Raw genomic sequence first — 12,826 nt, 5'->3', positions numbered from 1 at the left:
TATCCTCGCTGCCTTACGAGGGGCCGCAGGCCTCCCTTGTGTCGGCCCGGCGGGAGTCCTGATGTTCTTGTCTTCTTCCATCCGCCGCCAACCCGAATTCCGCGAAGGCGCGAGCGAGATGTCCTCGGTCGCCGTCGGCATCGGCGCCTGGGGCCTGATGACCGGCGTGGCGATGGTCAAGTCGGGCATGAGCGTGTTCGAGTCGGTCGCGATGACGCTGCTGGTCTATGCCGGCAGCTCGCAGCTGGCCGCGATTCCGCTGCTGATCGCGGGCGCGCCGGCATGGGTGGTCCTGGCTACGGGCTTCTGCGTCAACCTGCGCTTCGTGGTCTTCAGCCTGCATCTGCGGCCCTACCTCATGCATATGCCGCGCTGGCGCCGGCTCATGCACGGCTATCTCACGGCCGACATGAGTTATGCGATGTTCACCGGGCGCTACCCAGAGCCGCCCGCGAGCGAACCCGAGAAGCACGCGCAGGAGGCCTACCTGACCGGCAATTACTTCGTAACCTGGTCTTCATGGATGGGCATGAGCCTGCTCGGCATCGTGCTGGCCAACCTGATTCCGCAGAGCTGGGGACTGGGCTTCGCCGGCGTGCTGAGCCTGGTGGCCATCGTCTGCTCGATGGCGACGACGCGGCTGCGCATCCTGGCGGCACTGGTCGCGGGCGCCACGGCCGTGGCGGCCTATGCACTGCCGCTCAAGCTCAACATCGTGGCCGGCATCGGCGTCGCGGTGCTGCTGTGCTTCTGGCTTGAGAAGCAGTTCGGGCTGGACCCCGGTGCGGAGGACGACAAGTGAACATGGGCAACGGCGGGTCAACCGATTTCTGGACGCTGGCCGTGATCGTCGGCCTGGCGGGCGTCACGGTGCTGACGCGCTGCTTCTTCTTCATCCTCGACCGGCCATGGGGCCTGCCGGGATGGGCGCACCGCGCGTTGCACTATGCGCCTGCGGCGGCGTTGGCGGCGGTGATCGTGCCCGAGATCGTGATGACGCAAGGGCACCTGATCGCGACCTGGAAGGATGCGCGGCTGTATGCCGCTGCGGCCGGCGCCGCTTATTACTTCTGGCGCCGCGGCGTGTTGGGGACGATGCTGGCAGGCATGGCGGTCTACCTGCCGCTTCACTTGGGGCTCGGTTGGTAACAGGCCCTAATCGAGTTGCACGCCGGCCGACTTGATGACCTTGCCCCAGCGCTCGCTCTCGGCGCGCGACAGCTTGTAGAAGTCCTGCGGTGTGCCGGGCAGCGCCTCGAAGCCGAAGTCCGCGAACAGCTTCGTCACCTTCGGCGACTTCATCGCCTTGTGCAGCTCGGCGTTGATCCGGTTTACCGCCTCCTGCGGCATGCCGGCCGGGCCGATCAGGCCGTGGAAGGCATAGGCGTTGACGTCCTTGAGGCCGACTTCGGAAAAGGTCGGCACATCCGGCAAGGCGCTCGCGCGCTGCGGCAGCGCGATCGCGAGCACGCGCACTTTGCCCGAGCGGATGATCGGCAGGCCTGAGGCCAGGTCCAGCATCATGGTGGGCACCTGGCCGCCCATGATGTCGGTCATCGCCGGAGCGGCACCCTTGTACGGCACATGCACGATGGAAAGGCCGGCCTTCTGCTTGAAGAGCTCCATTGCCATGTGGTGCGGCGTGCCGTTGCCGGGCGAGGCATAGCTGACCTTGTCGGGATTCGCCTTCACGTAGCTCACGAACTCGGCCACCGTCTTGGCCGGGAAGTCCGGATGCACCACCAGCGCGACCGGGAAGCGGCCGATGGTGCCGATGTAGCTGAAGTCGCTGGCCGGCTTGTAGGGCAGCTTGGCGAACATGTGCTCGTTGAACAGCAGCGCCGCGTTCTCGGCCTGCATGATCGTGTAGCCGTCGGGCTTGGCCTGCATCAGCACCGACACGCCGATGTTGGTGGACGCGCCCGGCCGGTTGTCGATGACGATCGGCTGCCCGAGCGAAGGCTGCATCGCGTCGGCCAATGCCCGCGCGAGGTTGTCGGTGCCGCCGCCGGCGGGGTACGGCACGATCCAGCGCAGCGGCTGGCTGGGGTAGGCGCTCTGGGCCGGTACGTGGCTGGCCGCGGCCAGGGCGAGGCCAGTGGCCAGCAGTTGCAGGAATCGTTTCATCGCTTTGTCTCCGGGTTGATAAGGAACTCAGCCGCGCAAGGCTTGCCACAGCTCGCGGTCGCGCTCTGCAGTCCACACGACAGGGTGCTCGATGCCGCGCAGCTCGTCATAGGCGCGCGACACGTCGAAGGGCAGCACATGCTGGAACACGGGCCAGTCGCCGAAGCGCGGCTTCATGGCGGCCTCGGTGCGTTCGAAGCAGCCACGCAGGCCCTCGCCCGCGTCGATGCCTGAGCGAACGCTCGCGAGCAGCGTGGACAGGAAAGCCTTGGTGAGCGCGATCGCCTCGCTGCAGGCGGCGGCGCCTTGCAGTACGGCGCCGCGTCCCGGCACCAGCACATCGGGTTTCAGCGCGGCCACGGCGTCCAGCGTGCCGGCCCAGTCGTGGACATAGGCATCGCCGGCGTACACGCCGCAGCGGTTCTCCACCACGTCGCCGGAGAACAGCACGCCGCAATCGGGCAGCCAGGCCACGGTATCGCCGCCCGAGTGCCCGCGGCCCAGGCACATGAGCCGCACTTCGCGCGTGCCGAGCCACAGGCTCATCTCGCGCTCGAAGCTCATGCTCGGCATGGTGAGGCCGGGAATCTCTTCGACACCGGCGAAGAGTCGGGGAAAGCGCCCGACCTCGGAGTCGAAGTCGGCCTGTCCGCGCTCGCGCACCCAGTCGAGCGTGCCGCGGCTCGCGATGACGGCCTGCACCTCGTGGAAGGCGCTGGCGCCCATCACGCGCACCGCGTGGTAGTGCGTGAGCACGATGAACTTGACCGGCTTGTCGGTGACTGTGCGGATGTCGGCCAGGAAGTCGCGCGCCATGCGCGGCGTCGGACGCGTGTCGATCAGCACCACGTGCTCGTCGCCGACGATGAAGCCGCAGTTGGGATCGAAGTCGCTGATGTAGCCGTAGACGTTGGGCGCGAGCTCGCGCACCTGCGGCTTCTGCTCGCGCGTGTCGGCCGCCGAAGCGAAGGAGACGGTCGATTCGCTCATTCGCGCGCCGCCTCGATGCATTCCAGCAGCACGGCCTGGTCGCCGCACTGGTTGGCCAGCAGCAGCACGAGGCGGGCGTTGAGGTCGGCGCTCTGCGCTTCGCTCAAGCCTTCGTGGGCGGCCAGCCATTCTGCGTAGAAGCCGTCGGGGTCGGGGATGTGGGGCTCGGTGTTCATGTGTCTTGTGCCAGTGCAGTGCGGAGAGCGGCTGCGATCGCCGCCGGCGTGGGTTCGGAAAGCAGCGCGGCGCGGTAGGCGTCGGGCCGCACGAGGCAGAAGCTGCCGGGCGACTCGATGCCGAGATGGCGGGCCAGCGTTTCATCGGGCTTCAGCGTCGGCAGGCCACTCTCGCCACCCACCGCGACGAGCTGCAGCGGCAGCGATGCCGTCAGCTCGGCTGCAGCCTCGGCCTGTGCGCGCGCCGGTGCGAACCAGAGTCCGAGGCACTTCGTTCCATCGGCCAGCAATTGCATCGGCGTGGTCGGGCTGCCGTCGCTCCAGCGAAGCGGCAGGTTCTGCAGCGTGTACCCGCCTGCGGGCAGGTGCCGCGCCGCCGGGTAGTCGTTCGCCACCGACATGCGGCCGGTGTTGACGAGCGCGCGGGCAAAGGGATGGCGCGCGGCGAGCGCCACCACCGCGCGGCGCAGCGTGTGCTCGGCCGGCGAGCGCGGGGCCAGGAAGCGGGCCGTGCGGCTCGTGACCTGGAGGTTCTGCGCGGCGGCCGGCCGGCGCTCGGCATCGTAGGTGTCGAGCAGCGCGTCGCCGGCTTGGCCCTGCATGACCAGCGCCAGCTTCCAGCCGAGGTTGGCGGCGTCCTGGATGCCGCTGTTGCCGCCGCGCGCGCCGAAGGGGCTCACGACGTGGGCCGAGTCGCCGATGAAGAACACGCGGCCATGGCGGAAGCGGTCGAGCAGATGGTCGCGGTAGCCGTAGGGGCCGATCCAGACGAACTCGAACTCGACGCCCGGGCCGAGCTGCTCGCGCAGCCGCGCGCCGGCCACTTCGGGCTTGCTGATGTGGGCGGTGTCGCAGTCTTCGGGCATCTGGTAGTCGATGCGCCAGACGCCGTCGGCCATCAGGTGCTGCCAGACCGCGCGGCCTTCGTTGAACGGCGCGTCGACCCAGGTCCAACGCTCGACGGGCAGCGGTTTCTTGAAGCGCACATCGCTGATGCACCAGCGGTCGGTGCTGCGCGAAGTGTGGGCGTCGAGCCCGAGCTGGGTGCGGATCGCGCTGTTGGCGCCGGTCGCATCGATCAGGTGGCCGGCATCGATGGCGTAGCAGCCGGCCGGTGTCTCGACTTCGATGCGTACGCCGTCGTCGCCGGGATGGATGCGCGCCACGCGGTTCTTCCAGCGCAAGTCGGTCAGGCCGAGCTCGAGGACGCGGTCGACCAGGAACCACTCGAGGTAGAACTGCTGCAGGTTGATGAAGGGCGGCTGCGCCGAGACGCTGTCGGTCTTCAGGTTGAAGTTGTAGACCTCCTCTTCGCCCGAGAAGGTGCGGCCGAAGGACCAGGTGATGCCCTTGTCGGCGATGCGCCGGTAGATGCCGAGGCGCTCGAAGATCTCCAGGCTCTTCTGCGCATAGCAGATGCCGCGCGAAGAGGCGCCGCGCACGCCCACCGTGTCGTCTTCGTCGAGCAGCACGGCGCGCACGCCGCGCTGCGCGAGGTCGCAGGCCAGCGTGAGGCCGGCCGGCCCGGCGCCGGCGATGACGATCGGATGGCGCACGACCTGGCCGCTGCGCAGCTCGGGCGGCGGCTGGAACGGCCAGCGCGGCAGCTCGTATTCGGGCGCGAAGTGGAAGCTTTCCATCGCGGCGTTCAGAGCGCGTGGGCCCATTCGGCGATGGCGTCGGCGGCGCGCGGCACCAGCTCCGGCTGGCCCGCGAGGTAGTGGTTGCCGCCGACGATGTCGATATTGCGGATGCGCTCGCCGCCGGCTGCGAGCCAGGCATCGCGCGTGCTCGGGAAGGTGGACTGGTCGGCTGTGTAGGTCAGGAGCAGCTTGGGGCAGGTGGTGCGCGCCAGGTTCGAGGGCCCGTCGGCCTGCGAGCGCGAGGACCATTGCGAAAGAAAGGCCGTGAGCGAGGTGGTGCGGCCCATCGCGTTGGCCGAGTAGTTCACCTGCCGCGCGTCGCCCCACACGCTGCCCGGTGCGCGGTCGTTGGCATCGATCGAGAGGTCCACGCAGCGCGGATCGGCGTGCGTGCGATAGACGATGAATGCCTGGTCGCGCGGCGCGTCCGGCGTGCTGCGCAACTGGCGCAGTCGCTCCATCGCCCAGTGCTCCAGCCGGTCGAGCCGGGCCTTCTGGGCGGCGCTGAAACGCGCGAGAAACGCGGCGCTGTAGGGCACGGCATGGCGCGGGTCGTACATGTCGAGCTCGGGGTCCACCGACAGCGGGTCGTGCTCGTCGGTGACGGAGGGATCGATCCAGTCGCGCATCAGCTTCGAGCGGCCCTGGTGCGCCGCGCACAAGGCGATGCCGTCGGCCGGCGGCAGGTCGTCGGGATGCAAATGTGTCGGATCGCCGTCCGGGAAGTGATGTGCCGTGAGCTTCTCGGCCTGCGCCTGGTAGAAGCTCGCGAGCGCGGCGCCGCCCGAGTTGCCGATGAGCAGCACCTTCTCGTAGCCCGCGGCGCGCAGGAATTGCACGCCGGCACCCAGGTCCTGGATCGCGCGCTCCATCAGCAGCACCGTGTCGTTGCCCATGTAGCGCGAGTTGAGGCCCATGCAGCAGATGCCGCGCTCGGCCAGCGGCGCGATCAGGTAGTGCCCCATGAAGTTGCTCGTGGGGTGCATCACGATGGCCGCGATCTTCTTCGGGCCGGCCGGCACGCGGTACGCGCCGTAGATGCGCGGGCGCAGCATCTGCAGGCCCGACTGGCTCTCCATGGCAGCGCCGGGCTTGACGTCGATGACGGCGAGTTGGAGCTCAGGCATGCGCCGCCTTCCTCCGCAGTTCGGCCTTGCGCTCGGTCCAGGCGGCGAGGTCTGCATGCGCGCGCTTCGCATGCGCATCCATCTCGGTCTGCGGCACGGTGGGCGTGGTCAGCTCGATGCGGATGCCGTTGGGGTCGAAGAAGTAGATCGACTCGATGATGTGGTGGTCGGTCACGCCCAGCACCTCGACGCCGGCCGCTTCGAGCCGCGCCTTGGCGGCCAGCAGATCGGCCACCGAATCGACGCGCAGCGCGATGTGGTTGACCCAGGCCGGCGTGTTGGGCGAGGGCAGCGCGGCCACGTCGTCGCCGAGGTCGAAGAAGGCGATGTAGGAACCGTCGCGCATCTGGAAGAAGATGTGGATGTAGGGGCAGAACTCGCCGGTGCTCGGCACGTGGTCGCTCTTGATCACGTGCACAAGCGGCAGGCCCAGCAGGTCCTCGTAGAAGCGGCGCGTCTCCTCGCTGTCGCGGCAGCGCCAGGCGAAGTGGTGCAGTCCGCGCACGGGCACGGGCGGGGTGGTCATGGCTTGTCTCCAGGGTGGGCTGTCCGTGATTGGGCCGTCGTTCTTCTTATGATTCAATCGAAATAAATTCATTGATTGATGAACTGAGGCCATGAATCTGACCCTGCGCCAGCTGCGCGCCTTCGACGCCGTGGCCGAGACCGGCAGCTTCACCGCCGCCGCCGCCCGGCTGCACCTGACCCAGTCGGCACTCAGCGTGCTGGTGCGCGAGCTGGAGCGCGAAATGGGCGTGCAGCTCTTCGACCGCCACACGCGGCGCGTGCTGCTCTCGGAGGCCGGGCGCGAATTCCAGCCTTCGGTGCAGCGCCTCTTGGCCGATCTCGCGGGCGCAGTGGCCGGCGTGACCGAGCTGCGCGACCAGAAGAAGGGCGTGCTGCGGCTTGCCGCGCCGCAGCTCATGGCTTGCACGCTGATGCCGCGCGTGATCGCGGCCTACAGCGCGCGCTACCCGGACATCGACGTGCGCCTGGCCGACACGCTGCCCGAGCACCTGCTGGCCGGCGTGCTCTCGGGCGAGGCGGAGCTGGCGGTGGGACAGGACGTGGCGGTGGACCCGGCAGTGATCGAGCGCCGCGCGCTTTTTCGCGATCGCCACTGGCTGATCTGCCCCTCCGACCATGTCTTCGCGCGCCGGCGCCAGGTGCGCTGGAGCGAGCTCGCGCCCTACACCTTCATTGCGCCGACGCGCGACTTCCGCCAGCGCGTGCTGCCCGAGCTGGACGCCGAAGCCCGCGAGCTGATGCAGCGCGCGACGACGCAGGAGGTCTCTTACATGACGACCGCCCTGGGCATGGTCGCTTCGGGCCTGGGGCTCACGGTCTGCCCGACCTACTCCGCCTCGCTGGTCAAGGCCCACGGGCTGCAGATGGTCAAGCTCGACCGGCCCGATTTCCATCGCGAGGTCTGCGTCTACACCGCGTCGCGGCGCTCCCTGTCGCCGGCGGCGGCCGGCTTCGTCGAGATGCTGGAGCAGTTCGTGCGGAAGCCGGGTCTCGCGGGTTGACATCGGGGCGCCACCGTCGAAACCTACAATGGCCGCTCGCCTCTTTTCAAGGCACTCCCCCGTCCGTTTCTCATCCTGCCCATCCCATGAACGTTCTTCGATTCACCGACCTCTGTGCGCAAGGCAAAGTCGCGGCCCAGCGCGTGTTCATCCGAGCCGATCTCAACGTGCCGCAGGACGACAGCGGCCGCATCACCGAAGACACGCGCATCCGCGCCTCGGTGCCCTGCATCCAGCTGGCGCTCGACGCCGGCGCCGCGGTGATGGTCACCTCCCATCTCGGCCGTCCGACGGAAGGCGCGTTCAAGCCCGAGGATTCGCTGGCGCCGGTCGCCAAGCGCCTGGGCGAGCTGCTGGGCCGCGAGGTGCCGCTGGTGGCCGACTGGGTCGATGGCGTCCAGGTGGCGGCCGGCCAGGTCGTGCTGCTCGAGAACTGCCGCCTCAACAAGGGCGAGAAGAAGAACGACGAGGCACTCGCGCGCAAGCTCGCCGCGCTGACCGACATCTACGTCAACGACGCCTTCGGCACTGCGCACCGCGCCGAGGCCACGACCTACGGCATCGCCCAGTACGCCAAGGTGGCCTGCGCCGGCCCGCTGCTGGCGGCCGAGATCGACGCCATCACCAAGGCGCTGGCGCAGCCGAAGCGCCCGCTGGTCGCGATCGTCGCCGGCTCCAAGGTCAGCACCAAGCTCACCATCCTGAAAAGCCTGGCCGACAAGGTCGACCAGCTGATCGTGGGCGGCGGCATCGCCAACACTTTCATGCTCGCGGCCGGCCTCCAGATCGGCAAGTCGCTGGCCGAGCCCGACCTGCTCGATGAGGCCAAGGCCGTGATCGAGGCGATGCGCGCGCGCGGCGCGGCGGTGCCGATTCCGGTCGACGTGGTCACGGCCAAGACCTTCGCGGCCGATGCCGTCGCCACGGTAAAAGCGGCCGGCGACGTGGCCGACGACGACCTGATCCTCGACATCGGCCCGAAGACCGCGGAGATCCTGGCCGCCCAGCTGCGCGAAGCCGGCACCATCGTGTGGAACGGCCCGGTGGGCGTGTTCGAGTTCGACGCCTTCGCCAAGGGCACGGAGGCCATCGCACGCGCCATCGCCGACAGCAACGCCTTCTCGATCGCCGGCGGTGGCGACACGCTGGCCGCCATCGCCAAGTACGGCATCGAAAAGCAGGTGGGCTACATCTCGACCGGCGGCGGCGCCTTCCTCGAAATCCTGGAAGGCAAGACCTTGCCCGCCTTCGAGATTCTTTCGAAGCGCGCGGCTGGCGAATAGAACGTTATGGGCAACACCAGCGGCCCGGCGAAGCCGGTTCCGCGGTGTTCCTGGGACGGGCCAAATAGCGCTGGCTGGGGGCAGGGAAAGTGTATACAGTATGGAATACAAACCGGAGACCTGAATGAGTACGCCTCGCCTTCCCCGCCACGCCACCAAGATCGTCGCCACGCTCGGCCCGGCATCGAGTTCGCCCGAGCTGCTCGAGCAGATGATCCATCACAAGGTCAGCGTGGTGCGGCTCAACTTCAGCCACGGCACGGCGCAGGACCACATCAACCGCGCCATCATGGTGCGCGAGGCGGCCCGCCGCACGGGGCGCGAGGTGGCGATCATGGCCGATCTGCAGGGTCCGAAGATCCGGGTCGGCAAGTTCGCCGAGGGCAAGGTCAGGCTCGAGGCCGGTGCGAAGTTCGTGCTCGACGCTTCGCGCACCGAGCTGGGCGATGTCAGCGAAGTGGGGCTGGACTACAAGGATCTGCCGCGCGACGTGAAGCCCGGCGACAGCCTGCTGCTGAATGACGGGCTGATCGTGCTCACGGTCGAGGCCGTCAAGGGCGACGCGGTCCACACCACGGTGCGGCTGGGCGGCGAGCTCTCCAACAACAAGGGCATCAACAAGCAAGGCGGCGGACTCACGGCGCCGGCGCTGACGGCCAAGGACATGGAGGACATCAAGACCGCGATGAGCTTCCAGGCGGACTACGTGGCGGTGAGCTTTCCGAAGAACGCGACCGACATGGAGATGGCGCGCCAGCTCTGCAACGTGGCGGCGGCCGAGTTCGGCCACAAGCCGGGCCTGATCGCCAAGATCGAGCGTGCCGAGGCGATCCCGAAGCTGGAAGAGATCCTGCGCGCCAGCGACGGCATCATGGTCGCGCGCGGCGACCTGGCGGTCGAGGTCGGCAATGCGGCCGTGCCGGCGCTGCAGAAGAAGATGATCCGCATGGCGCGCGAGATGGACAAGGTCGTCATCACCGCCACGCAGATGATGGAGTCGATGATCACCAACCCGGTGCCCACGCGCGCCGAGGTCAGCGATGTGGCCAACGCCGTGCTCGACGGCACCGACGCCGTGATGCTCTCGGCCGAGACCGCTTCGGGCCGCTATCCGCTCGAGACGGTGCAGGAGATGAGCCGCATCTGCGAGGCCGCCGAAGCTGCCGAGGACCTGAAGCTCGATGCCGACTTCAGCGGTCAGTCCTACGCCCGCATCGACCAGTCGATCGCCATGGGCGCGCTGTTCACCGCCCACCACCTGGGCGCCAAGGCGATCGTCGCGCTGACCGAATCGGGCTCCACGCCGCTGTGGATGAGCCGCCACCGCGCCCACATCCCGATGTATGCGCTGACCTCGCGCCTCGCCACGCAGCGCCGCATGGCGCTCTACCGCAATGTTCGGCCGCTGCTCATGGATTCCGAAAGCGACCGCGACACCGCGCTGCTGCAGGCCGAGGCCCACCTCAAGAAGCGCGGCATCGTGCAGACCGGCGACGTCTACGCGATCACCTGCGGCGAGCCGATGGGCGCGCCCGGCGGCACCAACATGCTGAAGATCTGCCGGGTGAATTAGCTCGCCCCCCAGGCTGCGCGCACTTCGTGTCGCTTCGCCAACCCCCCTGCCGGGGGGCGGGCCGGCCGCTTCGGGTGGCCGTGCGCGGCGGCCCTCACGAAAACGTGCCTGATGTCGTTTGCGCCCGGCGCGCGTCAGCGCTGTCCGACAGGGGCGCTCGGTAGAATCGCGGTAGTTTTTTGTTCTTAATCTTCCCCGCGAGGTACTACCCATGGCACTTGTCTCGATGCGCGAACTGCTCGACCACGCCGCAGCCAACGGCTACGGCATCCCGGCATTCAACGTCAACAACCTGGAACAGGTGCAGGCCGTGATGGAAGCGGCCAAGGAAACCGGCGCGCCGGTCATCCTGCAGGCCAGCGCCGGTGCACGCAAGTACGCGGGCGAGCCTTTCATCAAGCACCTGATCCTGGCGGCCATCGAGGCCTACCCGAGCGTTCCGCTGGTGATGCACCAGGACCACGGCCAGAGCCCCGACGTGTGCCAGGGTGCAATCAACCTGGGCTTCTCCTCGGTGATGATGGACGGCTCGCTGGAAGCCGATGGCAAGACCATCGCCAGCTACGACTACAACGTCGACGTCACGCGCAAGGTCGTGGACATGGCCCACAAGGTCGGCGTGACGGTGGAAGGCGAACTGGGCTGCCTGGGTTCGCTCGAGACCATGAAGGGCGACAAGGAAGACGGCCACGGCACCGACGCGACCATGACGCGCGAGCAGCTGCTGACCGACCCCGAGCAGGCAGCGGACTTCGTCAAGAAGACCCAGCTCGACGCGCTGGCCATTGCCATCGGCACCAGCCACGGCGCCTACAAGTTCACCCGCAAGCCCACCGGCGACATCCTTGCGATCGACCGCATCAAGGAGATCCACCGCCGCATCCCCAACACCCACCTGGTGATGCACGGCTCGTCCTCCGTGCCGCAGGATCTGCTGGCCATCATCCGCCAGTACGGCGGCAACATGAAGGAAACCTACGGCGTGCCGGTCGAGGAGATCCAGGAGGCCATCAAGTACGGCGTGCGCAAGATCAACATCGACACCGACATCCGCCTCGCGATGACCGGCGCCGTGCGCAAGTTCCTGGCCGAAAACCCGGAGAAGTTCGACGCCCGCGAATGGCTCAAGCCCGCGCGCGAGGCCGCCAAGCAGATCTGCAAGCAGCGCTACATCGAGTTCGGCTGCGAGGGCCAGGGTGCCAAGTTCAAGGGCGACACGCTGCAGGTCGTCGCCGCCAAGTACGCCAAGGGCGAGCTCGCGCAAGAAGTGGTCTGATCCTTTCGCCGCTGCGCACAAGCCACCCTCGCGGTGGCTTTTTTCTGCGCGCACAATCTCCATCGTTCTCGTCCATCCCGACACAGCCGCCCCGCCATGACCACCGTCCACACCTCCTCCATCCAGAGTCTCCCCCTGCTCGCGCGCGGCAAGGTGCGCGACAACTATGCGGTCGGCGACGACCGCATCCTGATGGTCGCGAGCGACCGCCTCTCGGCCTTCGACGTGATCATGGGCGAGCCGATTCCGGGCAAGGGCGTGATCCTCACGCAAATGGCGCTCTGGTGGTTCGACCGGCTCGGACACCTGTGCCCCAACCACCTGACCGGCGATGCGCCCGAAAGCGCGGTGACCCCTGAAGAAGTGCCCCAGGTCAGGGACCGCTCCATGCTTGTCAAGCGGCTCAAGCCGATCCCGGTCGAGGCCGTGGTTCGCGGCTACCTCGCCGGCAGCGGCTGGAAGGAATACCAGGAGAACCGTGCCGTCTGCGGCGTGCCGCTGCCCGAGGGCCTGCGCAACGCGAGCAAGCTGCCGCGGCCGATCTTCACGCCCGCGGCCAAGGCGGCGGCGGGCGCGCACGACGAGAACATCAGCTACGACAAGGTGGTGGAGGCCGTGGGGCCGGCACTCGCCCAGCAGATCCGCGAGACCAGCATCGCAATCTACGAGGCGGCCGCGGCCATCGCGCTGGCGAAGGGAATGATCATTGCCGACACCAAGTTCGAGTTCGGCCTCGACGAGGCCGGCACGCTGGTGCTGATGGACGAGGTGCTGACGCCCGACAGTTCGCGCTACTGGCCGGTCGAGGGCTACGAGGCCGCGTTCGCCGCCGGCACGAATCCGCCGAGCTACGACAAGCAGTTCGTGCGCGACTGGCTGGAGGCCACCAAGATCAACGGCAAGCCCTGGGACAAGACGCCGCCGGCGCCGCGCCTGCCGGCCGAGGTGATCGAGAAGACGGCGGCCAAGTACCGCGAGGCGCTGCAGCGGCTGACAGGTTGAGGCAGTCGATCGGCGGAGGTGAATAAGTCACAAATCCGGCGGCAATAGTCACAGCCCGGCGCCATCGGGATTTCCGATACTTTTCTCATCACAACGGATG

13 protein-coding genes are annotated in these 12,826 nt (G+C 68.0%); 7 read left to right on the top strand and 6 right to left on the bottom strand.

What is annotated here, in order from left to right:
* Window positions 1-61 precede the first annotated feature (61 nt).
* Window positions 62-802, top strand: a complete 741-nt coding sequence (locus tag EJI01_RS04435; protein ID WP_126835907.1) for an AzlC family ABC transporter permease — start codon at window positions 62-64, stop codon at window positions 800-802.
* Window positions 803-804: 2 nt separating this feature from the next.
* The gene (locus EJI01_RS04430) at window positions 805-1,149 is read left to right on the top strand and encodes an AzlD domain-containing protein (protein ID WP_126836134.1); all 345 of its coding nucleotides are present in this window, start codon (window positions 805-807) and stop codon (window positions 1,147-1,149) included.
* A 6-nt stretch (window positions 1,150-1,155) separates the two neighbouring features.
* Here the strand turns inward: EJI01_RS04430 and EJI01_RS04425 are convergent, their stop codons facing one another.
* The 6 genes from EJI01_RS04425 to EJI01_RS04400 are packed head-to-tail and all read right to left on the bottom strand — an operon-like array spanning window position 1,156 to window position 6,589.
* Window positions 1,156-2,127 carry a Bug family tripartite tricarboxylate transporter substrate binding protein gene (locus tag EJI01_RS04425; RefSeq protein ID WP_126835906.1) on the bottom strand — a complete coding sequence of 324 codons (972 nt, stop codon included), beginning with the start codon at window positions 2,125-2,127 and terminating at the stop codon, window positions 1,156-1,158.
* A gap of 27 nt (window positions 2,128-2,154) precedes the next feature.
* The gene (locus EJI01_RS04420; protein WP_126835905.1) at window positions 2,155-3,117 is read right to left on the bottom strand and encodes an MBL fold metallo-hydrolase; all 963 of its coding nucleotides are present in this window, start codon (window positions 3,115-3,117) and stop codon (window positions 2,155-2,157) included.
* Window positions 3,114-3,293, bottom strand: a complete 180-nt coding sequence (locus EJI01_RS04415; protein WP_126835904.1) for a DUF2783 domain-containing protein — start codon at window positions 3,291-3,293, stop codon at window positions 3,114-3,116. Before EJI01_RS04415 ends, EJI01_RS04420 begins: the two co-directional genes overlap by 4 nt.
* Window positions 3,290-4,933 carry an FAD-dependent monooxygenase gene (locus EJI01_RS04410; RefSeq protein ID WP_126836133.1) on the bottom strand — a complete coding sequence of 548 codons (1,644 nt, stop codon included), beginning with the start codon at window positions 4,931-4,933 and terminating at the stop codon, window positions 3,290-3,292. The genes EJI01_RS04415 and EJI01_RS04410 overlap by 4 nt, the downstream gene beginning before the upstream one ends.
* A gap of 8 nt (window positions 4,934-4,941) precedes the next feature.
* Window positions 4,942-6,063, bottom strand: coding sequence for an alpha/beta hydrolase family protein (locus tag EJI01_RS04405; protein ID WP_126835903.1), 1,122 nt, complete (start codon window positions 6,061-6,063; stop codon window positions 4,942-4,944).
* Entirely contained in the window at window positions 6,056-6,589 is a 534-nt protein-coding gene (locus EJI01_RS04400; protein WP_126835902.1) for a VOC family protein, read from the bottom strand. Before EJI01_RS04400 ends, EJI01_RS04405 begins: the two co-directional genes overlap by 8 nt.
* A 91-nt stretch (window positions 6,590-6,680) precedes the next feature.
* Between EJI01_RS04400 and EJI01_RS04395 the strand changes: the two genes are divergently transcribed.
* The 5 genes from EJI01_RS04395 (at window position 6,681) to EJI01_RS04375 (ending at window position 12,726) form a co-directional block, all read left to right on the top strand.
* The gene (locus EJI01_RS04395; RefSeq protein ID WP_126835901.1) at window positions 6,681-7,592 is read left to right on the top strand and encodes a LysR family transcriptional regulator; all 912 of its coding nucleotides are present in this window, start codon (window positions 6,681-6,683) and stop codon (window positions 7,590-7,592) included.
* 86 nt (window positions 7,593-7,678) lie between these two features.
* The gene (locus EJI01_RS04390; protein WP_126835900.1) at window positions 7,679-8,875 is read left to right on the top strand and encodes a phosphoglycerate kinase; all 1,197 of its coding nucleotides are present in this window, start codon (window positions 7,679-7,681) and stop codon (window positions 8,873-8,875) included.
* Between the two features lie 124 nt (window positions 8,876-8,999).
* A complete protein-coding gene (pyk, locus tag EJI01_RS04385; RefSeq protein ID WP_126835899.1) occupies window positions 9,000-10,448 on the top strand; it encodes a pyruvate kinase in 1,449 nt (482 codons plus the stop codon).
* Window positions 10,449-10,659: 211 nt separating this feature from the next.
* A complete protein-coding gene (gene fba, locus EJI01_RS04380; RefSeq protein WP_126835898.1) occupies window positions 10,660-11,724 on the top strand; it encodes a class II fructose-bisphosphate aldolase in 1,065 nt (354 codons plus the stop codon).
* A gap of 96 nt (window positions 11,725-11,820) precedes the next feature.
* Entirely contained in the window at window positions 11,821-12,726 is a 906-nt protein-coding gene (locus tag EJI01_RS04375; RefSeq protein WP_126835897.1) for a phosphoribosylaminoimidazolesuccinocarboxamide synthase, read from the top strand.
* Window positions 12,727-12,826 lie beyond the last annotated feature (100 nt).

Source organism: Variovorax sp. MHTC-1, assembly GCF_003984645.1.
Classification (GTDB): Bacteria; Pseudomonadota; Gammaproteobacteria; order Burkholderiales; family Burkholderiaceae_C; genus Variovorax.
The sequence above is the reverse complement of the archived record's forward strand: the minus strand, read 5'-3'. Positions and strand labels throughout refer to the sequence as shown.